Below are 21,700 nucleotides of genomic sequence, written 5' to 3' on the forward strand. Positions count from 1 at the left end.
CGTCCCTGGCGTTGGCCTCTGGGCTTACGCTCCCCCGTTTTACTTCGAGCGTCCCGAATGCAGGCCTGGTTTCAGGGATTTTAGCGAACGAATGCGACGATCGACATAGTGAGGCCTGCCAGTGCCCGGCAGATGCGCGGGCAAATGCCCGGTGATCCACACGGTGCGGATGCCGAGGCGCCGATAGCGCTTGAGGTGGCTGCGCGTGTCTTCGATCAGGATCGCGTCGGCGAGCGCCACGCCCGCCCGGCGCAGCGTGCCGCGCAACATCGCGCGGTCCGGCTTGGCGCGCCAGTGGCTGCGCGAGCGCATGCCTTCGATGGCGATCACGCGCTCGAAGAGCCGCTCGATGCCGAGCGCCGCGAGCACCGCGTGCGCGTAGTCCTCGGGGCCGTTGGTGAGGACAATCTTGCGCCCCGGCAGCGCGGCGAGCGTGCGGGCGAGGCCGCGCTCCGCATGCAGCATGCCGTGCAGGTCGTCGAAGGTGTGCACGACCTTGAGGAAGTCGTGCGGGTCGATCGGATGATGGCGGGTGAGGCCGAGCAGCGTCGCGCCGTAGCGGTGCGTGTAGCTCGTGCGCAGGTGATTGGCTTCGTCGCGGCTCACGCCGAGCGCGTCGATGATGTACTGCGTCATCCCGGCGTTGATGGCGGGGAAGATCGCGCGCGACGCATTGTGCAGCGTGTTGTCGAGGTCGAAGAGCCAAACAGGGGCGCCCGGTGCGTGGGCGACGCGGCGTGGCCGGTGCCGGGCACGCCTGGCATGAAGGCTGGAGTCGGTCATCTCGGGCGTGAGACGCGGCGGCGGCGGCACGCCGCCACCGCCGGTGGGAAGGCGCTTAATGCGAGCGGATCATCGTGCCGAACGGCTGTTCGGTCAGGATTTCCAGCAGCACCGAGTGCTCGATGCGGCCGTCGATGATGTGCACCGAGCGCACGCCGCTCTTGGCCGCGTCGAGCGCCGACGAAATCTTGGGCAGCATGCCGCCCGAGATCGTGCCGTCTTCGAACAGGGCGTCGATCTCGCGGGCCGACAGGTCCGTGAGCAGGTTGCCCGCCTTGTCCATCACGCCGGGGATGTTCGTCATCATCACGAGCTTTTCGGCGTTGAGCACCACGGCGAGCTTGCCCGCCACGAGGTCGGCGTTGATGTTGTACGAGAGGCCGTCTTCGCCGAAGCCGATCGGCGAGATCACCGGAATGAACGCGTCGTCCTGAAGCGCCTTCACGACCGCCGGGTTGATGGCCTCGACTTCGCCGACCTGGCCGATGTCGATGTACTGACCGGGGTTGTCGCGGTCCGGCATCATCAGCTTGCGTGCGTGGATCAGGCCGCCGTCCTTGCCGGTCAGGCCGACCGCGTGGCCGCCGAAGTGGTTGATGAGCGTGACGATGTCCTGCTGCACCTCGCCGCCGAGCACCCACTCGACGACTTCCATGGTTTCTTCATCGGTCACGCGCATGCCCTGGATGAAGGTGCCTTGCTTGCCGATCTTCTTGAGCGCCGTGTCGATCTGCGGGCCGCCGCCGTGCACGATGACCGGATTGATGCCCACGAGCTTGAGCAGGATGACGTCGCGCGCGAAGCCCTGCTTCAGACGCTCTTCGGTCATGGCGTTGCCGCCGTACTTGATGACGACGGTTTTACCGTGGTACTGGCGAATGTAAGGCAGCGCTTCGGCCAGGATTTCGGCTTTCAGGGTGGGTGCGATCTGCGAAAGGTCGAGAGGCTCGGACATGGCGGCGGAGACTGGACGAAAAACGGACGAAACTCGCGGACGAAGATCCGCGGACGAAAAGCGCGGCCGCAAAACGGTCGAAACAGGCCGGATTGTACAGGACTGGCGCGGTGCAGCAGGGAAAACGGCGGGGAAACGACGTGCATCGGACGCAGCGGCGAGGCACATGCGCAACATGGGCGCCATCGCATCGGCAGCGGGGCAAAACGGGGCGAAATCAGGGGAAAAGCGCAGGAGAAAAGCGCAGGAGAAAAGCACAGGAGAAAAAGACGGCGCGTGAAAAGCCCGGCGAAGGGCACGCGCCCGGGCTGTGGCATCATCTCTGTGTCGCCAACCCATGGTTTCGAGAGGAGTGCGCGCCATGACCGCCTCCGCCGTGCCCGCCACTGGCATGAAAAGCGCCCGCTGCCCGCGCTGCGGGAACAGCTTCGACTGCGGCAGGAACACCGAACCCTTCGATTGCTGGTGCAAGTCGCTGCCCGCCTTGCCCGCGAGCGGACTCGACCCGCGCGGGCGCTGCCTCTGCCCCGAATGCCTCGCGGCGGCGGCGGCTCCGGGCATGGGAGCCGCGCCGAAGGGCAAGCGCGCTATGCCTTGACTCGCGCACCGCGTTGCGTACCGTGCGCGAGCGCCGCGAGATCGGCGCTCACCTCGTCGAGCACGGGCTCCCACTGTTTGAACGTCTTTTGCCGGTAGAGCCGGGTATTCGGATACCACGGGCTGTCGCTGCGATCGAGCAGCCAGACCCAATGCGGATTCACGTCGAGTAAGACCCAGGCTGGCTTGCCGAGCGCGCCCGCGAGGTGTGCGCTCGACGTGCACACGGAAATCACCAGATCGAGCGAGTCGATGAACGCCGCGGAGTCGTCGAAGGTCTTCCACTGCGCGCTGAAATCGCTCACCTCGAAGCCGGCCTCACGCGCCGCCGCGACGTCTTTCTCCGCGCCGGGCTGCAGCGAGTAGAACGCCACACCCTCGATGCCGCCGAAATGCCGGGCATACCGGTCGAGCCCGACGCGACGAAACGGATTGCGCTTGTGCGTGAGGCTGCCCGTCCACGCGAGCCCGACTTTCAGGCGCTTTTCGCCCGCAAGGTGCTCGCGCCAGTGCGCCGCTGCCTCGGGATCGGCCTTGAGATAACCCGTGGGGCCCGGGATCGTCGCCTCCTCCGTGGCGAATATAAGCGGCAGGCTCAGCAGCGAGACTTCGCAATCGTAGGCCGGCAGGCTTTCGACGGGGCCACCCGCGCAGTACAGGTCGCAATGACCGCCCAGGCTGCGCGCGAGCAGCGCGCCCATCTGCGGGAACGAATTCCAGACGAGCCGGCCGCCTTCGCGATGCACGCGCTCGGCGAGCATGGGCACGTAGCGGCAGAACTGCAGCAGATCGCCCATGCCCTGTTCGCCCCATACCAGTAACGTGCGGCCCGCGAGCGGCTCGCCGCGCCACTCCGGCTTCGGGAAGGCCGGGCGGCCCGCGGCCAGCTCGCTCGATCCCTTCCAGCGCAGCTCGTGTCCGTGCCAGCCTTCGGCATAGTTGCCCCGCAGAAGCTGGGTCATCGACAGGTTCAAGCGTAGCGATGCGTCGTTGGGCGCATACTGGCAGCCGGCGCGCGCGGCGCGTTCGGCCTCGTCCCACTGCTGTGCTTCCTTGCAGGCCATCGCGTAGTTATTCAGGGCGAGTGGGCTCTGCGGCGTGACTTCGAGCGCCCGGCGGCTGGCTTCGACTGGACGCGCGGGGTCGCTATCCGTTGGGAACACGCGCGCGAGGTTGATCCAGGCGTTGACGTTGCCGGGCTCCTCGGCGACCGTTTCTTCGAGTAGCGGCAGAATCTGGGCATCTCCAATATTGATTTGCATCAATGCCGTTGCAAGATTGTTGCGCAGATTTGGAAACTTACGCGCGATCGCCAGCGCGTGACGGTAAGGTTCTACCGCTTCGGCGTGACGGTTCGCAAGCTGCAGCGCGAGGCCCGCCGCGAACCACGCGGCGGCCCGCTTCGGCGCGAGCTGGGCGATCGCAGCGCTCACGCGCACGGCCTCTTGCGCCAGAGCGCTATCGTGGGCGCGGGCGGCGATGAGCATGAGCGTGTCGTCGTCGAAGCCGCGCATCAAGGTGCGCGTGGCGGCCAGCAATTCGTGTGCGGACGCATCGGTTGCCTTGGCGGTCCCACCGGCGGCCGCCGCGTCGATGAAATCGAGAAAGAGATTGCTAACAGGTTGGAGCACGTCAGGAAGCGAGGTCTGCATGATTCCTTCTTGCATGTCAGAAAGCGCCGAAATGTATGTGGTCGGCGGATGACATAGATTGAAGCAAACCTTTTCAAGATAATGAATCAGACAAGTCCTAACCGGTAAACTGACACCATGCATCGCATAACCGTCAGTGCTCGTGTCAATCTCAGCCACTTGTTCTGGCTGCGCAGTCTCGCCATCATCGGCCAGCTCTGCACGATCGCGTTCGTGCAGCTCTTCATTGGCGTCCAGTTGCCGCTGCCCGCCATGCTGTTCGTGATCGCCATGGAAGTGGCGTTCAACGGCGTGACCTGGCTGCGTGTCACCCAAGATCGTCCCGAGTCGAATCTCGAATTATTCGGCCAGCTTTGGGTCGATCTCGGCGCGCTTTCCGCGTTGCTCTTTCTTTCCGGCGGCACGACCAATCCGTTCGTCTCGCTTTATCTGCCCTCGCTCGCCATCGCGGCTGCCGTGCTGCCGTGGTATCTCACCGCGTGGCTCGCGGCCTTCGCCGTGGCCTGCTACGTGCTGCTCGGCTTCGACAACGTTCCGCTCAATCTCGACAATCCCGCCAACCTGTTCGACTACTATCGCGCGGGCATGTGGGTGAACTTCATGGTGAGTGTTTGCCTGATCGTGTGGTTCGTCGCGCGTATGTCGCGCGCGCTGCGCCAGCGCGACACCGCGCTCGGCGACGCGCAGCAGCGCCTGTTGCGCGACGAGCGCGCGGTGGCGCTGGGCGTGCAGGCCGCTACCGTCGCGCACGAGATCGGCACGCCGCTCTCGACCATCGCCATGCTCACCGAGGAGCTGCGCGATGTCGCGCGCACGGACAAGGGCCTCGCGCCGTACTCCGCCGACCTCGAACTGCTCGACAAGCAGATCTCGCTTTGCACCTCGGCGCTCGCGCGCCTCAGGAGCCGCGCTTCGTCCACGGGCGCGCGCCAGGTCGTGAGCGAATGGCTCGGGCCGTTCGTCGAGCAATGGCGCCTGCGCCATCCGCATGTGAAGTTCGAACTCCTCGACAATGGACCGGGCGACTTCGCTCTCGACGATACTGTCGCGGTCGGGCAGATTCTCACCATCCTGCTCGACAACGCCGCGCGCGCCAGCCGCGATTTCGTGACCTTGCGCGCCTATGTGGCCGCGCGAGCCGGTTACGTCGATTTCGAAGTCTGCGATGCGGGGCCCGGCATTCCGACGTCGCTGCGCGCCTCGCTCGGCGCTGCGCCCGTGGACAGCACCCAGGGCGGTCACGGCGTCGGCCTGTATCTGGCGTTTTCGTCGGCGGCGCGGTTGGGCGGCTCGATCGAGCTCAATGACGTCACGCCGCCCGGGAGCGCGTCGGGCGAAGTGAGCGGCGCGGACGACGGCACGTCGGCAGGCGCGGCGACCGGCAGCGGCGTGCGCACGCGCCGCGCGCGCGGCACCCGAGCGGTGCTGCGCTTGCCGGCGAAGCAGGTCAAGGCGGGTCAGGCGGGTCAGGCGGGTGAGGCGAACCCAGCGGCGGCGGCGCGAGAAACCGCGGCGTCCGCGGGTTCGGAGATTGGATCAGGCGAAGGGCCGGCTCGGCCCGACGCCGCGTAACAACACGGAGAATTAGGTATGAGCGATATGAGTTTTCTGGTCATCGACGACGACGAAGTGTTCTCCGACATCCTCACGCGCGGACTCACGCGGCGCGGCTTCGAGGTGAAGCAGGCACACAATGCGGAAGAGGCGATTCGTTTCGCCAACCAGCACAAGTTCTCGCAGATCACCGTGGACCTGCATCTCGGCAACGATTCAGGCCTGTCGCTCATCGCGCCGCTGCGCGAACTGCAGCCGGATGCGCGCATGCTCGTGCTCACGGGTTACGCGAGCATCGCCACGGCGGTGCAAGCCGTGAAGGATGGCGCGGACAACTATCTCGCCAAGCCCGCGAACGTCGAGATGATTCTCTCGGCACTCCAAAGCGATGCGAGCGCGATGCAGGCCGAAGAAGCCATCGAGCACCCCGCGCCGCTTTCGGTTGCGCGGCTCGAATGGGAGCACATCCAGCGCGTGCTGGCCGAGCACAACGGCAACATCTCGGCCACGGCGCGCGCGCTCAACATGCACCGGCGCACGCTGCAGCGCAAGCTCGCGAAGCGCCCGGTGCGCCAGTAAGCACGCGAGACGCGGCAAAACAAAAGGGACCCCGCGGGGTCCCTTTTTCATGCGCCATGCGTCGTGCCTTAGAGCACGTAGCGCGACAGGTCTTCGTCCTGCGCCACTTCGCCGAGCGCCTTGTCGACGTAGGCCGCGTCGATCGTCACGCTCTTGCCCGCGTGATTGCCGGCGGCGAACGACACGTCTTCCAGCAGCTTTTCGATCACCGTGTAGAGGCGGCGCGCGCCGATGTTCTCGGTCTTCTCGTTCACGGAGTAGGCAATCTCCGCGAGGCGGCGAATACCGTCGTCGGCGAAGTCGAGCTGCACGTCCTCGGTTGCGAGCAGTGCCTGATACTGCTTGACGAGGCTGGCATCAGTCGCGACCAGAATCGCTTCGAAGTCCTTTACGGAGAGCGAGTCGAGTTCCACGCGAATCGGGAAACGGCCCTGCAGTTCGGGGATCAGATCGCTCGGCTTCGAGAGATGGAACGCGCCGCTCGCAATGAACAGAACGTGGTCGGTCTTCACCATTCCGTACTTCGTGTTGATGGTCGTGCCTTCCACGAGCGGCAGCAGATCGCGCTGCACGCCCTGGCGCGACACTTCACCGCCGCTGCCTTCGTTGTTGCGCGAGGCGATCTTGTCGATTTCGTCGAGGAACACGATGCCGTTCTGCTCGACGTTCTGCACGGCTTTGGCCTTGACCTCTTCGTCGTTGAGCATCTTCGCCGCTTCTTCGTCGGTGAGGACCTTGAGCGCTTCCTTCACCTTGAGCTTGCGGCGCGTTTTCTTGCCGCCGCCGAGATTGGCGAACATCGAGCGGATCTGCTCGGTCATGTCTTCCATGCCCGGGGGCCCCATGATGTCCATGCCCACTTGCGGCTGTTCGACGTCGAGCTCGATTTCCTTGTCGTCGAGCTGGCCTTCGCGCAGGCGCTTGCGGAAGGTCTGGCGCGTGGCGTTGTCACCGCTTTCGGCATGGCTCGTTGCGTCCGACGAACCGAAGCCGACGGGACGCGCGCTCGGCAGCAGGATGTCGAGAATGCGGTCTTCGGCCTGGTCGGTCGCCTTGCTGCGCACCTTGCGCATTTCCGTTTCGCGCGTCTGCTTCACCGAAATCTCGATGAGGTCGCGCACGATGCTGTCCACGTCGCGGCCCACGTAGCCCACTTCGGTGAACTTGGTCGCTTCGATCTTGATGAAGGGCGCATCGGCAAGCTTCGCGAGACGCCGCGCGATCTCCGTCTTGCCGACGCCCGTCGGCCCGATCATGAGGATGTTCTTCGGCGTGATTTCCTGGCGCAGCGGGTCGGCGACCTGCTGGCGGCGCCAGCGGTTGCGCAGCGCGACGGCCACGGCCTTCTTCGCGTTCGCCTGGCCGATGATGTGCTTGTCGAGTTCCGAGACGATCTCGGCGGGGGTCATGGTGCTCATCCTGATTCCTTCTCGTCTGTCCGGCGGGTTGCGCGAGTTATTCGATGGTTTCGATCACGCGGTTGTGATTCGTGTAGATGCACATGTCGCCCGCGATCGCTAGCGACTTTTCGACGATCTCGCGCGGCGAGAGTTCGGTGTTCTCCACGAGTGCGCGCGCCGCGGCCTGCGCATACGCGCCGCCCGAGCCGATCGCGCAGATGCCTTCTTCGGGGTCGAGCACGTCGCCGTTGCCGGTGATCACGAGCGTCGTGGTCGTGTCGGCGGCGATCAGCATGGCTTCGAGGCGGCGCAGCATACGGTCGGTGCGCCAGTCCTTGGCGAGTTCGACGGCGGCGCGCGTGAGGTTGCCCTGATGCTTTTCGAGCTTGGCTTCGAAGCGGTCGAGCAGCGAGAACGCGTCGGCGGTGCCGCCGGCGAAGCCGACCATGACCTTGCCGCCGTAAATGCGCCGGACCTTCTTCGCGCCACCCTTCATGACGATGTTGCCGAGCGTGACCTGGCCGTCCCCGCCGAGCGCGACCTTGTCGCCGCGCCGCACGGATACGATCGTCGTGCCGTGAAATTGCTCCATGTGCGTTCCTTTTTACCGTTGATGCCGGGTTTGATGCGTAGGTGGAATGCCTGCCGCTTTCGGGTGGGCGCAGCGGCGCTCGCGCGTTTTGCATGCATTGCGGCGCCACTGCCCTGAATCCGGGTGCGTCGCGCGTGCCTCTGGCGCGCCGCGAGCGCATATCACGTGGAGTTTAGGGCGGCGGTGGGCATATCAAGAGCCGCGTGCGCAGAAAACGGCGCGGCGGCCACGCGCCCATCGGCGCGGCCACGCACGGGAAGAGGGCGCAGAACGCTGAAGAAAAACGCGCGCGCAAAAGAAAAAAGCGCACGGCACTCCGTGCGCTTCGACAGGGAAGGCAAGTCACTAGCCGCGCAAGCAGGGCTTCGCGGCCAGAAAAAAGCTCAATCGCCGAACAGCTTCTGGCGCAGCTCGCGGCGCTCCTGCGCTTCGAGCGAGAGCGTGGCGGTCGGGCGCGCGAGCAGACGCGGGATGCCGATCGGCTCGCCCGTTTCTTCGCACCAGCCGTAGTCGCCGGAATCGATGCGAGCGAGCGATTGCTGCACCTTCTTGAGCAGCTTGCGCTCGCGGTCGCGCGTGCGCAGCTCGAGCGCATGCTCTTCTTCGATCGTCGCGCGGTCGGCCGGATCGGGAACGATCACGGTTTCGCGCAGATTCTCAGTGGTCTGGCCCGCATTGCGGAGGATTTCCGCCTGCAGCTGTTCGAGCCGGTTCTTGAAGAAGGCGAGCTGATCCTCGTTCATGTAATCCTTGTCGCTCATCTTCAGGATTTCGGCTTCGGTCAAGAGTCGTTTCGTCGTCATCTGGCTTGCTTCTTCAATGAGTGAGGCAAAACTGGCACATCTTGCCTGCACTTTTGTGTTGCCCGCAGTGGCCGCGGTGGCCTTTACCAACCTTTACCACTTTGCCAGGCGCAGTTACCGCGCCGTTATTGCGCGCTGGCGGGCACGGACGATGAACTGTCGTGACGCCCGAAGCGCCGCTGCGGGGCCGAACTCCTCTGGAAACCGGTCTTCAGATGCTCCTGAGGCATATTTCGTACCGACTGCGCGCTGCGACGCGATGCGCTGCCGGCGGGGCGTCCCTCGGCTGAAATCCGGGGCACCTCTCTTCCAGTGGGGCCGTATTGTAACCGAACCGCAAACTCGCGCCGCAAGCGGGAAATCCCTGCTGTGGCCCGCCTGTCACCAGGCCGTTTGCGGACCGGTCGATATCCAGAAAATATAACGCGCCAATCGTGAAAAAGCGATGGTCGGGTACGTTATTTGGCGCACGAAGCGGGAAGAGGTCTTTGCGCTGGCCGCAAACGCAGCGCCGGCGCCACGTTGCGGCGCGCAAAGTCCAGACGAAAACGCCCGGCTGCGGGCCGGGCGTGTATATGAAAAAGCGGGAGGATTCCGTCAGGCGAGGCAGGCGTCGAGCCCGTCGGTGATGAGGTCCTGCGGCAGCTCGATGCCGATGAACACCATCTTGCTGCCCTTCTTCTCGATCGGCATCCACTTGGTGGCAAGGTCGCTGCCCATCATCTGGTGCACGCCCTGGAACACCACCTTGCGGTCCACGCCTTTCATGTAGAGCACGCCCTTGTAGCGCAGGAGCCGCTCGCCGTAGATCTGCAGGATGCCGCCGAGGAAGTCTTCCAGACGATTCGGATCGAACGGGCGGTCGCTGCGGTAGACGAACGACTTGATCTTGTCGTCGTGGTGAGCGTGATGGTGGTGGCCGTGGTCGTGGCCTTCGTGGCTGCACTGGCCGTGATCGTGGTCGCAGTCGGCGTGATCGTGATCATGCGCGTGATCATGCGCGTGGTCGTGATCATGGTCATGACCGTGATCGTCTTCGGCGAGGAAGTCCGGGTCGATTTCGAGCTTGGCGTTCAGGTTGAAGCCGCGCAGATCGAACACTTCCTTGATGTCGGCTTCGCCGAAATTGACCTGACGGATCTGCGCCTTCGGGTTCATGTGCAGCACGCGATGACGCAGGTCGGCGAGTTCGTTCTCGTCGACAAGGTCGGCCTTCGTGATGAACAGGCGGTCGGCGAAACCCACCTGGCGCTGCACCACTTCGTGCTCGTCGAGCTGATGGTTGCCGTGCTTGGCATCCACGAGCGTGATGATCGCGTCGAGCAGGAATTCGTCGGCGATCTCGTTATCCATGAAGAACGTCTGCGCGACCGGGCCCGGATTCGCGAGACCCGTGGTTTCGATCACCACGCGGTCGAAGTCCAGCTTGCCGTCGCGCTTTTGCTGCGCGAGGTCGCCGAGCACGCGTGCGAGGTCGCCGCGAATCGTGCAGCAGATGCAGCCGTTGCTCATCTGGATGATCTGCTCGGTGCTGTCCTGGACGAGGATTTCGTTGTCGATGTTCTCTTCGCCGAACTCGTTCTCGATCACGGCGATCTTCATGCCGTGCTTCTCGTTCAGGATGCGCTTGAGCAGCGTGGTTTTGCCGCTGCCGAGAAAGCCGGTCAGGATGGTGACGGGAATCATGCTGGTTGCCATGCTGTCTGCCTGGTAGGTGTTCGAGGGGTACGTTCAGGCGCGCCGCTTCGTGCTGTCGCTGCCTTCGAGTGTTACAACATAACTTCCTATTGAAACATATCTGCGCCGCGCCCGCATGCGGCGGCCGGGCCCGAGCCAAAATCGGGGCGCGAACGAGAGGCTCGAAAGGCGCTCCGGCGCGCCGCCGAAAGGGCTCAAATAAGGCCGTCTCAGGCGATTTGCAACAGCAGGCCTTTCAGATATTCGCCTTCCGGGAACGCCGTGAGCAGCGGGTGATCCACGCCGGCGCCCAGGCGCTTGAGGATGCGCGCGTCGACCTTGGCGTCGGCGGCGGCGCCCGCCACGATCTTCTGGAACAGCGCCGAATCGATCGCACCCGAGCATGAATACGTGAACAACAGGCCGCCCGGACGCAGCAGCTTGAAACCCGTGAGATTGATGTCCTTGTAGGCGCGCGCGGCGCGGTCCACGTGTTCGCGCGAGGCCGCGAACTTGGGCGGATCGAGAACCACCAGGTCGAAGCGCTCGCCTTCGTCGTAGAGGCGGCGCAGCGTCTTGAAGGCGTCGGCGTCGAGCCAGGTCGCAAGCGCCGCGTCGAAGCCGTTCGCCTCGACGTTTTTCTGCGCCGTGGCGAGCGCCTCGCCCGACGAGTCGATCGACACCACGCGTTTCGCGCCGCCCTTCATGGCCGCTAGCGAGAAGCCGCCGGTATAGCAAAAGCAGTTGAGCACCTCGCGCTCGCGCGCGTAGGTTTGCACGAGCGCGCGGTTGTCGCGCTGGTCCACGTAGAAGCCGGTTTTGTGGCCATTGCGCACGTCCACGTGAAAGCGCACGCCGTTCTCGCTCGTGATGATCGTGGCGGGCGGCTCGTCGCCGGCGAGCAGGCCGGTGATTTGTTCGAGCCCTTCCTTCTCGCGGATCGACACGTCCGAGCGCTCGTACACGTTCGGGCAGCCCGTTGCCGAGGTGAGCGCCACCACGATCGCTTCCTTCCACGCCTCGACGCCCGCCGCCATGAACTGGCACACGAGCTGGCCGCGGCCCTCGGCATCGTCTGCGATGTAGTAATCGACGATCAGGCCCGGCAGGCCGTCGGCCTCGCCGAAGATGAGGCGTACGGCGCCCGTGCCGCTCACCATCGCGCGCCGGTCGGCCACGGCGCGTTGCACGCGCCGCTTGAAAAACGCATGGTCGATCGGCTCGTTTTCGTCGAAGCTCCACACGCGTGCGCGGATCTGCGAATGCGGGCTGTATGCGGCACGCCCGAGAAAGCGGCCATCGGCCGAGCGCACGATGACGGTCGCGCCGGGCGCGGGCTTGCCTTCCACGCGATCGATCGCGTTCGCGTAGACCCACGGATGGCGGCGCAGCAGGGATTTTTCTTTGGACGGCTTGAGGGTGACGATATTCATGATGGCTTCAATGCTGGGTGACGGAGCAGGCGCAGCGTGGCGTTGCAAACCACGTGGCGCGTACTCCGCGGCGCTTCAATCGCGCTTCTTGGCGCGCGGATGCGCGGTGTCGTAGACCTTCGCGAGATGCTGAAAGTCGAGCGACGTGTAGACCTGAGTGGCCGAGATGCTGGCGTGGCCGAGCAGTTCCTGCACGGCGCGCAGGTCGCCGCTCGACTGCAGCAGATGCGTGGCGAACGAGTGCCGCAGCACGTGCGGGTGCACGTTCGCCGGAATGCCCGCGGCAATGGCGGCGCGCTTCACGCGCTCGCGCACCACGCCGGGCGCCATGCGGTTGCCGCGCACGGAGAGAAAGAGCGGGGCGTCGTCGTGCTTCACAAAGGCGCTGCGGGCGGCGAGCCAGGCGTCGAGCGCGTCGAGCGCCTTGCGTCCGACCGGCACCATGCGGTGACGGTTGCCCTTGCCCAGCACCTCGACTTCGGCGGCGTCGCGCTTGAGCCAACCCGCCGATTCGTAGCCGTCGCGCTTCACGTAACGCACATCGAGCCCCACGAGTTCGGCGAGGCGCAGACCCGACGAGTAGAACAGCTCGAGCATCGCGCGGTCGCGCAGCGCCTCGGGGCCGCCTGCTTCCAGGCCGGCGATGGCAGGCGCTTCCATGAGATGCGTGGCGTCGTCGACGGAAAGGGCCTTCGGCAGCGTTTTGGCGCGTTTGGGCGCACGCACGGTGGCCACAGGATTCGCGTCTATTTCGATGCGGCCCGCGAGCCAGCGATAGAAGGCGCGCCAGGCCGACAGCCGGTGCGCGATGGATCGCGCCGAGAGGCCGCCCGCATGCGCGCGCGCCACCGCGCCGCGCACTTGCGCGGCCGTGACCGTTTCGAGCGGCTTGCCGTTGGCGAGCTTCTTCAGCTCGTCGAGTTCATGCGTGTAGCCGCGCAGCGTGTGCGCCGAGAGCCGCCGCTCGTGTTCGAGCATCGCGAGGTAGTCGGCGATCGGATCGGTCGGGTTCACGGTGGCGGCCTGGGTGAGCGTCAGTGCGGCAGCAGGCGCGAGAGCGCCGCGCTCGCGAGTGCGCCGATCTGCGTGAGAAAGTCGGTGGCCATGCCTTCGTGGAAGCGGCGCGGGTCGGGCGAGCCCATCACCAGCAGGCCGAAGGCTTCACCTTGTGGCGCGTCGTTGGAGGCCACGGCGGGCGCGCGCAGCGCGATGATCGCGACCGATTCGGCGGCGCCGTCGCTCGAGTCGAGCCATTGCGCGGCCTCGAAGCCGGTGTTCGCGCCGCAGTACGGCGTGTCGAGACTGTTCGCGAAGATGCGCACCTCCTCGCCGGTCTGGCGCGCGAAATCGGCCTGGCCGTAGGCATCGGCCACGTCCCACACGCGCAGCGCGGCCTGCGGCATGTCGAACACGTCGCGCAGATTCTGCGTGATGGAGCGCGGCAGCGCGTGCGGATCGCGCTCCGCGATCATGCGCGTGGTCCAGCGGTTGAACTTCGCGGCGATCGAATCGTTCTCGTGGCCGTAGCGCAGCAGTTCCGAAAGACGGCGCTCCAGATGCTTGTTCTTCTCGCGCAGCATTTCCATCTGGCGCTCCTGCAGCGAGACGGCAGCCTTGCCGTGCGGATTGCCCAGCTTGATCGTCGCGAGCAGTTCGGCGTGCTCAACGAAAAAATCGGGGTGGGCGAGCAGATAGTCGGCAACTTCGCGATCGTTCATGTTGTGGACGCGTTGTAGTTGTAAGGCGCGCACGGCGGCGCGCAGTCTGTCATGCGTTTGAGTTTTCGTGCGGCGCGACGTTCTCTCGTTGCGCGCGCCGCAAGGCCCGCATCGGGGCGAAGTGCGCGAGCTAGTCGGCCAGCTCGATCTCGCCTTCGAACACCGTGGTGGCCGGACCCGCCATGGTGAGCGCGGCGGATTCGTCGCGCGCGCCGTCCCATGCGATGGTCAGCACGCCGCCATGCGTATGCACCTTCACGGGCGTGTCGAGCAGCCCGCGGCGAATGCCCGCCGACACGGCCGCGCACGCGCCCGTGCCGCACGCGAGCGTTTCGCCTGCGCCGCGCTCGAATACGCGCAGCTTCACTTCGTTGCGCGAAACGATCTCCATGAAACCGGCATTCACTTTGTTCGGGAAGCGCGCATGCGTTTCGACGACTGCGCCTTCTGCCTTCACCGGGTACGCTTCGACGTCTTCGACGACTTGCACCGCGTGCGGGTTGCCCATCGAGACGACCGACACCCAATGCCGTGCGCCGTTCACATCGAGCGGCCACAGCGTGTCGTTGCCTTCGCGGCGGCCTTCAAGGCCGTTCGCGTTGAACGGCACGTGCGCGGGTTCGAACTCGGGGCGGCCCATGTCGACGACGACTTCACCGTTTTCCTGCACGACGAGCGTGATCGTGCCCTTCTGCACTTGCACGCGCACGCGGTTCGAACTGGTGAGCTTGCGGTCGCGCACGAATTTCACGAAGCAGCGCGCGCCGTTGCCGCAGTGCTCGACCTCGCCGCCGTCGCAATTGAAGATGCGATAACGGAAGTCCACGCCTTCCACGGTCGGCTTCTCGACCAGCAGCAACTGGTCCGCGCCGATGCCGAAGTGGCGGTCGGCGAGCGCGCGCACGCGCTCGGGCGTGAGCGCGAGGTCCTGGCTGTAGCCGTCGAGCACGACGAAGTCGTTGCCCGCGCCGTGCATCTTGGTGAATTTGAGTTTCATGCCGTCATTGTAAGCGAGGCCCGGGCGAAAACCCGGGCCTCGACGGGTGCGCAACGCTCAGTTGTAGACGCTGGGTTCGCCCGGCGGCCGCGTCTTGAAGCGCTTGTGGACCCAGTAATACTGCTCAGGAATGCGCGGAATCTGTTCTTCGAGGAAAGCGTTCATGCGGCGCGCGTCGAGATCGTCGTCGCCGGTCGGATAATTTTCCCAAGGTTTGAACACTTTCAGCCGATAACCCTTGTAATTGGGCAACACCTCGCCGATGAACGGTACGACCTGCGCATGACCCACCTTCGCCAGACGCCCGACCGCCGTGAGCGTGCACGCCGGCACGCCAAAGAAGGGCACGAACGTGGAATTGCGCATGCCGTAGTCCATATCGGCGCCGAGCATCACGGGCTTTTTGTCGCGCAGCCAGCGCAGCACAGCGCGCGCGCTGTCCGCGCGGCTCACCATTTCCGCGCCGAAACGGCTGCGTCCCGCCTTGGCCGCGGCTTCGAACTCGGGGTTCGAGAACGGCTGGTAGAGCGAGCCGCAGGGCCGGTGCAGCGAGTAATTGAGGAACATGGAACCCGCCTCGATGCCCACGAAATGCAAGCCGAGGAAGAGCGTGGGCGGCAGGTTCGGATCGGTGAGATCGATCTCGCTGTCGAGTTCGACGATCTGTTCGAGTTTCTTCGCCGAGGCGAACCATTGCACGCTGCGCTCCATGTAGCTGCGAATGGCGTGACGGAAGTGCAGCCCCGCGACTTCCTCGCGCTTTTCGTCGCTCCACTCGGGAAAGCACAGGCGCAGATTCGTATGAACGACGCGCTTGCGGCGGCTCGGGATTTTGTAGAGCAGCCAACCGAGGCCGTCGCCCAGGCGCGCGACGAAGCCATAGGGCAGGATCGCGAACAGTTTGAGCAAGCCGATGGCGAAACGGGAGCCGAGTTTGCCTAGCATGCGGCGACTCCGCGGTAAGGCTTGCGAACAGTGGAGAGGGCGATGAACGGCACGCGGGGGAGACTCTGCGACAATTTAAGGAAGTCGCTATAATAAGGGCTTCGCCGAGTTAATAGACAACTTGCGGGGCGAAGCCGGATGACCGTGATGCACGGCAACCGGGCAGCAATTCCGCTAAAGCGTCGCCGCTTCAAAGCTCCCGAAGCTGGCTACGTGAACTCAACCGTCACCAGCTACAAGGAGCCTGACACGTGGCAAACGACTATTTCTTTACCTCCGAATCCGTCTCCGAAGGCCACCCGGACAAGGTCGCCGACCAGATCTCGGACGCGATCCTCGACGCCATCCTCACGCAAGACAAATACTCGCGCGTTGCAGCGGAAACGCTGTGCAACACGGGTCTCGTCGTGCTCGCCGGTGAAATCACCACGACGGCCAACGTCGACTACATCCAGGTCGCGCGCGACACGATCAAGCGCATCGGTTACGACAACACTGACTACGGCATCGACTACCGCGGCTGCGCGGTGCTCGTCGCTTACGACAAGCAGTCGCCGGATATCGCCCAGGGCGTGGATCGCGCGCACGACAACAACCTCGACCAGGGTGCAGGTGACCAAGGTCTGATGTTCGGCTATGCGTGCGACGAAACGCCCGAGCTGATGCCGCTGCCGATCCACCTTTCGCACCGTCTGGTCGAGCGCCAGTCGAATCTTCGCCGCGACGGCCGTCTGCCCTGGCTGCGTCCGGACGCGAAGTCGCAGGTCACGATCCGCTACGTCGACGGCAAGCCGCACGCCATCGACACCGTCGTGCTCTCCACGCAGCACTCGCCGGACATCGACCTCGGCACACTGCGCGAAGCCGTGATCGAGGAAGTCATCAAGCCGGTGCTGCCGGCCGAGCTGATCAAGGGCGACATCAAGTTCCTCGTGAACCCGACCGGCCGCTTCGTCATCGGCGGCCCGCAGGGCGATTGCGGTCTCACGGGCCGCAAGATCATCGTCGACACGTACGGCGGCGCCGCCCCGCACGGCGGCGGCGCGTTCTCGGGCAAGGATCCGTCGAAGGTGGACCGTTCGGCTGCTTACGCAGGCCGTTACGTCGCAAAGAACATCGTGGCCGCTGGCCTCGCGTCGCGCTGCCTGATCCAGGTTTCGTACGCGATCGGTGTGGCTGAACCGACTTCGGTCATGGTCAACACGTTCGGCACCGGCAAGGTTTCGGACGCGACCATCACGAAGCTCGTGCGTGAGCACTTCGATCTGCGTCCGAAGGGCATCATCCAGATGCTCGACCTGCTGCGCCCGATCTACGAAAAGACCGCCGCTTATGGCCACTTCGGCCGCGAAGAGCCGGAATTCTCGTGGGAAGCGACCGACCGCGCGCTCGCACTGGCCGAGGCCGCTGGCACGGAGCCGGTGAGCGCAGCCATCGCGTAAGCGTTCGCAAGCTCGTATTGCGCTGGCCGGTGGCAACGCCGGTTAGCGCGAAGCGATGCAAAGAAAAACCCCGCAGGGCGCAAGCCCGTGCGGGGTTTTTGTTTTCTGCGGACTGCGCGGCGTGGGTCGCGCGCGGGCCTTAGCGCATCGCGAAGCCGAACCAGCCCGTGCTGCTCGCGCCCATGCGGCGCGGCTTGCGCGTGCTGCGCGCCACATGAACCGTGGCGGGCGCGGCGAGCGTGCGCAGCGGCGCGTTCGGACGATAGAGCAGCGTGCGCAGCGAGAAGTGGCGCGTGCCCGAGCGCATGCGCAGCACGGCGAAGAACGAGTGGAACCAGGTGCGCATGCTGTCGACGGGCTTCGTCTCGCGCACCTGTTGTGCGAGCGCGCGGGTGCGCGCGGCATGGTGGCGCAGTGCGCGCACCAGATGACGGCGGGCGGGGCGTGCCGCTTTCAGGGCGGTATGGGCGGCGTGGGTCATGCGTTGAGTATCGAAGAGGGTAGGCATGGCGGTTGAGCAATCGGGTTCGAGGTGCGCCTTGCGCGACGCTTTGCATCGAGCAGCAAACGTGCCTGTCTTCCAGGGCATCACGGTCTGGGTGGACGGGAGACGGGCCGCATGGCGCGGCGTGGGACGCGACGCGACGGATTCTTCTGTTGGAGCGCCTTGTGCGGCAAGGCGTTCACGGCGATCCGTCCGTGCGATGAGAATTCGGCGAAGTAAAACAACATGCGCGACAGGCTACACGCGAATCGTGACCGCAGAAAGTCGGTTAATACCCGGCCCTGCGCGTCTTTGATGCATACGATCCCACCCTTTGTCCTCATCGCGGTGCGCGCGCGCCATTCGCGTGCGGTTCGATCGGCGCCGCGCATGGAGCCACGTCGTGTGACCGCGTGGTCCTTCCCGCCGTGCCAGCACGCTTTACAATCGAAGCGTTGGCGCCTCAGCCTTGTCGTTTAGCGAAACCACGAACGCAGGCTGCGGCCCTGGCTCGCATCGAGATCGCTTAACGGAAGTCCCATGTCAGTCCATTCAAAGAAAGAACAGGTACAGGCGCTGCGCGAGCGCGGCTTCGTGGTCGTGCCGGGGCTCGTCTCGCCCGAGCGCTGCGAGGCGATCAAGCGGGTGGCGCAGGAGCAGTTGCACGAGGCCGCCGCGCCGCTCGAATTCGAAGCCGACTTGCGCTACCCCGGCGCGCCCGAATCGAAGGACGCCCCCGGCGGCCATACGGTGCGGCGCCTGCTCGACGCCTACTCGCGCCACGCGCTGTATCGCGAATGGGCCACGTCGCCGGAAATCGCGGGGTGGATGGAGTTGTATTTCGGCGAAGAGCCGGTCCTGTCGCGCGCGCATCACAACTGCATGATGACGAAGCACCCGCACTACGGCAGCCTCACGGGCTGGCACCGCGACGTGCGCTACTGGTCGTTCGAGCGCGACGACCTCGTTTCGGTCTGGCTCGCGCTCGGGCCGGAGAAGATGGAAAACGGCGGCCTGTGGTTCGTGCCGGGCTCGCACGACGCGCCGTTCACCTCGGATCGTTTCGACTCCGCGAAATTCTTCCGCGCCGACCTGCCGGAGAACAAGGCGTGGATCGACCGCGCGATCGCCCCGACGCTCGCCGCTGGCGATGTGGTCTTCTTCCACTGCAACACGCTGCATTCGGCGGGGCAGAACCAGAGCGATCAGGTGAAGTTTTCGCTCGTGTACACGTATCACGGCGCGAGCAACGTGCCGCTGCCGGGCACGCGCTCGGCGTCGAAGCCCGAGGTGAAGTTCTGAGCCGGCGCTGCGTTGCGTTTGCTTAGCGCCGGCGCCCCGACATCGCCAGTCCGGTGATGCCCGCGAGCGTCGCGGCGATGCCGCCCCCAATCAAGAGGATCGTGCGGTCGGTGGGCGCGCCGGTGAAGAGGCGCGACATGTCGTTCGCGAACGAATGGAGCGACTGGCCGCCGAAGTACAACAGGACGACGCCGCAGGCGATGAGCGCGATCGAAATCGCTTTGGCCATGAACAACCTCTCGCAAAGGATGGACGCCGCAGTGTAGGCGAGTGGCCGTGGCGCGTCCAGGGTGCGGTTTTGACAGTGGCCTGACGCGCGCGCTCATTCTCCGTGCATCGCCTTTCATCGCCTTTCCCGCATAGTGGGCATCTGCACGGCTTGGACGGATTGGCTAACATAGCTGCCTCACGCGAGCGGCGCGCCCCGCAGCGCGCCCGCACCCATCCATTCGCTCACTACCCGTTTTCGCCGAGGATCACCATGGCTTACGAAGCAGCCTCAGAACGCTATTCGGACATGCAGTACCGCTTTTGCGGCAAGTCGGGGCTCAAGCTGCCCGCACTGTCGCTCGGTCTGTGGCACAACTTCGGCGATACCACGCCGATCTCGACCCAGCGCGACATCCTGCGCACCGCGTTCGATCTCGGCATCACGCACTTCGACCTCGCGAACAACTACGGCCCGCCGTACGGCAGCGCCGAAACGAACTTCGGGCGCATCTTCAAGGATGATTTCCGTCCGTACCGCGACGAGCTGCTGATCTCGTCGAAGGCGGGCTGGGACATGTGGCCGGGCCCGTACGGCCAGGGCGGCGGCTCGCGCAAGTACGTGCTCGCGAGCCTCGACCAGAGCCTGCAGCGCATGGGCCTCGACTACGTCGACATCTTCTATTCGCATCGCTTCGACGTGGAAACGCCGCTCGAGGAAACGGCGGGTGCGCTGGCCACGGCCGTGCAGCAGGGCAAGGCGCTGTATGTCGGCATCTCGTCGTATTCGCCGGCCAAGACGCGCGAGATGGCCAGGCTGCTCGCCGAATACAAGGTGCCGCTGCTGATTCACCAGCCGTCGTACAACATGCTCAACCGCTGGGTCGAGGAAGAACTGCTCGACACGCTCGAGGACCTGGGCACGGGCAGCATCGCGTTCACGCCGCTCGCGCAGGGTGTGCTCACGAACAAATACCTGAACGGCGTGCCCGAAGACGCACGCGTGAACCGCCCGGGCGGCGGCTCGCTCAAGAGCGAGCACCTGAGCGCGCAGAACATCGAGCACGTGCGCAAGCTCAACGACCTCGCGCTGCGCCGCGGCCAGAGCCTCGCGCAGATGGCGATCGCCTGGACGCTGCGTGGCGGCCGCGTGACCTCGGCCCTGATCGGCGCGAGCCGCGCGGAGCAGGTGCGCGAGAACGTCGCGGCGTTGAAGAATCTGGAGTTTTCGAAGGAAGAACTCGCGGAGATCGACCGCTATGCGACTGAAGGCGGCGTGAACCTGTGGGAGAAGCCGTCGACCGATCAGCGCGTCTGAGCCACGCTTCACGGCACGAAGAACCGCCTCCTCGCGAGGCGGTTTTTTTATGCGCGAATGATCGGGCAACTGCGTCCCGCGGCCACACGGCGCGCCGTTCTTCGCTTTGTCATGTGGCCCTGCTAACGTCGCGGCTGCCTTTGCTGCGAGGAATCACCATGGAGTCCTTGAGCGCCGAATCCGAAGCGCTTTCCCCTCCCGCCACGCGCGCCGAACCCGCCGGGCGGCCCGAACGTGCGATGCGGCCGCCGCAGCCCGCAACGGCGGCCCGCACGAATGCCGCGCTGATCGCCTTTGCGTTCACGGCGCTGTGCTACGAACTCATCGGCTTGCCGCTTTTGCTGGACGCGGCAGGCGGCCCGATGCTCGCCCTGCTGGCAACGCTTGCGCCCGTCGTGCTGGCCACGCCGATCCACTGGGGGCTCATCCACGAAGGCATACACGGGCAACTCGCGCGCGACCGGCGCGCGAACGAGTGGCTCGCCCGCGCGCTGGCGATCGGTCTGGCGATGCCGTTCGACGCCGTACGTTTCGGACACCTGATGCATCACCGCTTCACGCGCGAGCCGTTCGACCGGCCCGATGTGCACGACATGCACGTCGCGAGCGGCTCGCGCTGGCGTCGTCGTGTTTCGTATTACGCGCGGCTGATGGGCGGCCTGTACCTGGCCGAACTACTGCTGCCGCTGCTGGCTTTCATGCCTGTGCGGCTCGCACGCGCCATCATTGCGCGCGGCGTGGGCGCGCACGGCCGCGAAGGCGTGCAGGTGCAGCGGCTCTTCGCCAACCATGCCGCTGATCCCGTGAGGCGCCGCCGCGCGCGGCGCGACTGGCTCGCCTCGCTCGCGCTTTACGCAGCTTCGTTCGTGCTGTACGGCAAGGCCTGGCCTGTGCTGCTCGCGGCCATGTACCTGCGAGGACTGTGGCTATCGGTAGCCGATAACCTGCCGCACTACGGGGTCGCGCTCGACGAACCGGGCCGCGCGCGGGACTTTCGCGTGCCGCGCGCTCTGGGCGTGCTGCTGATGAATCATCATCTGCATCGCCAGCATCATCTGCATCCGACGCTGCCGTGGACGGCGCTGCCCGCACTCGCGCACGCCGAAGAGGCCGCAGGCATGGCGTCGCGAGCGGGCTATCTCGCCGCCGCGTTGCGTCAGTTCAAGGGATTGCAGCCGGGCGTCGATCCCGGCTAAGAAGGATGGTGCGAGCGAATGGCGCGCGTGCGCGCGTGCCGCTGCGTGTTGTGCGGCGAGGATGCG

20 protein-coding genes and 1 pseudogene are annotated in these 21,700 nt (G+C 65.4%); 7 read left to right on the forward strand and 14 right to left on the reverse strand.

Annotation, left to right across the window (positions count from 1 at the left end):
• Window positions 1–39: 39 nt before the first annotated feature.
• A complete protein-coding gene (locus L0U83_RS00250) occupies window positions 40–783 on the reverse strand; it encodes a pyrimidine 5'-nucleotidase (RefSeq protein WP_233878879.1) in 744 nt (247 codons plus the stop codon).
• A 55-nt stretch (window positions 784–838) separates the two neighbouring features.
• Window positions 839–1,738 (reverse strand): acetylglutamate kinase, encoded by a 900-nt coding sequence (gene argB, locus L0U83_RS00255; RefSeq protein WP_233878880.1) that lies wholly within the window; start codon window positions 1,736–1,738, stop codon window positions 839–841.
• A gap of 361 nt (window positions 1,739–2,099) precedes the next feature.
• Between argB and L0U83_RS00260 the strand changes: the two genes are divergently transcribed.
• Window positions 2,100–2,336 carry a cysteine-rich CWC family protein gene (locus tag L0U83_RS00260; RefSeq protein ID WP_233878882.1) on the forward strand — a complete coding sequence of 79 codons (237 nt, stop codon included), beginning with the start codon at window positions 2,100–2,102 and terminating at the stop codon, window positions 2,334–2,336.
• Here the strand turns inward: L0U83_RS00260 and L0U83_RS00265 are convergent.
• A complete protein-coding gene (locus L0U83_RS00265) occupies window positions 2,326–4,002 on the reverse strand; it encodes a hypothetical protein (protein ID WP_233878884.1) in 1,677 nt (558 codons plus the stop codon). The genes L0U83_RS00260 and L0U83_RS00265 overlap by 11 nt on opposite strands.
• Before the next feature lie 102 nt (window positions 4,003–4,104).
• Between L0U83_RS00265 and L0U83_RS00270 the strand changes: the two are divergent.
• Window positions 4,105–5,424, forward strand: a pseudogene (locus tag L0U83_RS00270) (ATP-binding protein); the annotation flags it as partial.
• 153 nt (window positions 5,425–5,577) lie between these two features.
• Window positions 5,578–6,120 (forward strand): response regulator transcription factor, encoded by a 543-nt coding sequence (locus tag L0U83_RS00275; RefSeq protein ID WP_201698308.1) that lies wholly within the window; start codon window positions 5,578–5,580, stop codon window positions 6,118–6,120.
• Window positions 6,121–6,188: 68 nt separating this feature from the next.
• On the opposite strand, the gene hslU is transcribed toward L0U83_RS00275, so the two are convergent.
• The 9 genes from hslU to L0U83_RS00320 all read right to left on the reverse strand — a co-directional run bounded on the left by hslU (window position 6,189) and on the right by L0U83_RS00320 (window position 15,685).
• On the reverse strand, window positions 6,189–7,538 hold the full coding sequence (gene hslU / locus L0U83_RS00280) for an ATP-dependent protease ATPase subunit HslU (RefSeq protein WP_233878885.1): 1,350 nt from the start codon (window positions 7,536–7,538) through the stop codon (window positions 6,189–6,191).
• A gap of 37 nt (window positions 7,539–7,575) precedes the next feature.
• A complete protein-coding gene (gene hslV, locus L0U83_RS00285) occupies window positions 7,576–8,112 on the reverse strand; it encodes an ATP-dependent protease subunit HslV (protein ID WP_233878887.1) in 537 nt (178 codons plus the stop codon).
• Window positions 8,113–8,495: 383 nt separating this feature from the next.
• Window positions 8,496–8,915 carry an RNA polymerase-binding protein DksA gene (dksA, locus tag L0U83_RS00290; RefSeq protein WP_028203189.1) on the reverse strand — a complete coding sequence of 140 codons (420 nt, stop codon included), beginning with the start codon at window positions 8,913–8,915 and terminating at the stop codon, window positions 8,496–8,498.
• A gap of 597 nt (window positions 8,916–9,512) precedes the next feature.
• Window positions 9,513–10,601 (reverse strand): CobW family GTP-binding protein, encoded by a 1,089-nt coding sequence (locus tag L0U83_RS00295; protein WP_233883587.1) that lies wholly within the window; start codon window positions 10,599–10,601, stop codon window positions 9,513–9,515.
• A gap of 221 nt (window positions 10,602–10,822) precedes the next feature.
• On the reverse strand, window positions 10,823–12,025 hold the full coding sequence (locus L0U83_RS00300) for a class I SAM-dependent rRNA methyltransferase (protein ID WP_233878889.1): 1,203 nt from the start codon (window positions 12,023–12,025) through the stop codon (window positions 10,823–10,825).
• A gap of 75 nt (window positions 12,026–12,100) precedes the next feature.
• Window positions 12,101–13,003 carry a tyrosine recombinase XerC gene (gene xerC / locus L0U83_RS00305; RefSeq protein WP_233883588.1) on the reverse strand — a complete coding sequence of 301 codons (903 nt, stop codon included), beginning with the start codon at window positions 13,001–13,003 and terminating at the stop codon, window positions 12,101–12,103.
• 56 nt (window positions 13,004–13,059) lie between these two features.
• A complete protein-coding gene (locus L0U83_RS00310) occupies window positions 13,060–13,743 on the reverse strand; it encodes a DUF484 family protein (protein ID WP_233878890.1) in 684 nt (227 codons plus the stop codon).
• A 130-nt stretch (window positions 13,744–13,873) separates the two neighbouring features.
• Window positions 13,874–14,740 carry a diaminopimelate epimerase gene (gene dapF / locus L0U83_RS00315; RefSeq protein ID WP_233878893.1) on the reverse strand — a complete coding sequence of 289 codons (867 nt, stop codon included), beginning with the start codon at window positions 14,738–14,740 and terminating at the stop codon, window positions 13,874–13,876.
• A 57-nt stretch (window positions 14,741–14,797) separates the two neighbouring features.
• Complete coding sequence (locus L0U83_RS00320) at window positions 14,798–15,685, reverse strand: lipid A biosynthesis lauroyl acyltransferase (protein ID WP_233878895.1); 888 nt, start codon at window positions 15,683–15,685, stop codon at window positions 14,798–14,800.
• A 251-nt stretch (window positions 15,686–15,936) separates the two neighbouring features.
• Here L0U83_RS00320 and metK point away from each other — a divergent pair, with 251 nt between their 5' ends.
• The gene (gene metK, locus L0U83_RS00325) at window positions 15,937–17,127 is read left to right on the forward strand and encodes a methionine adenosyltransferase (protein ID WP_233878897.1); all 1,191 of its coding nucleotides are present in this window, start codon (window positions 15,937–15,939) and stop codon (window positions 17,125–17,127) included.
• A 139-nt stretch (window positions 17,128–17,266) separates the two neighbouring features.
• On the opposite strand, the gene L0U83_RS00330 is transcribed toward metK, so the two are convergent.
• Complete coding sequence (locus L0U83_RS00330) at window positions 17,267–17,635, reverse strand: hypothetical protein (protein WP_233878899.1); 369 nt, start codon at window positions 17,633–17,635, stop codon at window positions 17,267–17,269.
• Window positions 17,636–18,151: 516 nt separating this feature from the next.
• Between L0U83_RS00330 and L0U83_RS00335 the strand changes: the two genes are divergently transcribed.
• Window positions 18,152–18,913 (forward strand): phytanoyl-CoA dioxygenase family protein, encoded by a 762-nt coding sequence (locus tag L0U83_RS00335; RefSeq protein WP_233878901.1) that lies wholly within the window; start codon window positions 18,152–18,154, stop codon window positions 18,911–18,913.
• Window positions 18,914–18,935: 22 nt separating this feature from the next.
• Here L0U83_RS00335 and L0U83_RS00340 read toward each other — a convergent pair whose 3' ends face one another.
• Window positions 18,936–19,142, reverse strand: coding sequence for a DUF3185 family protein (locus L0U83_RS00340; RefSeq protein WP_028203179.1), 207 nt, complete (start codon window positions 19,140–19,142; stop codon window positions 18,936–18,938).
• A 252-nt stretch (window positions 19,143–19,394) separates the two neighbouring features.
• Between L0U83_RS00340 and mgrA the strand changes: the two genes are divergently transcribed.
• Together mgrA and L0U83_RS00350 are read left to right on the forward strand one after the other, a co-directional pair.
• Window positions 19,395–20,438, forward strand: coding sequence for an L-glyceraldehyde 3-phosphate reductase (mgrA, locus tag L0U83_RS00345; protein WP_201698296.1), 1,044 nt, complete (start codon window positions 19,395–19,397; stop codon window positions 20,436–20,438).
• 158 nt (window positions 20,439–20,596) lie between these two features.
• Window positions 20,597–21,634: a fatty acid desaturase gene (locus tag L0U83_RS00350; protein WP_233878903.1), complete on the forward strand. Its 1,038-nt coding sequence runs from the start codon at window positions 20,597–20,599 to the stop codon at window positions 21,632–21,634.
• Window positions 21,635–21,700 lie beyond the last annotated feature (66 nt).

The organism is Paraburkholderia flagellata (assembly GCF_021390645.1).
In the GTDB taxonomy this organism is placed as follows: Bacteria; Pseudomonadota; Gammaproteobacteria; order Burkholderiales; family Burkholderiaceae; genus Paraburkholderia; species Paraburkholderia flagellata.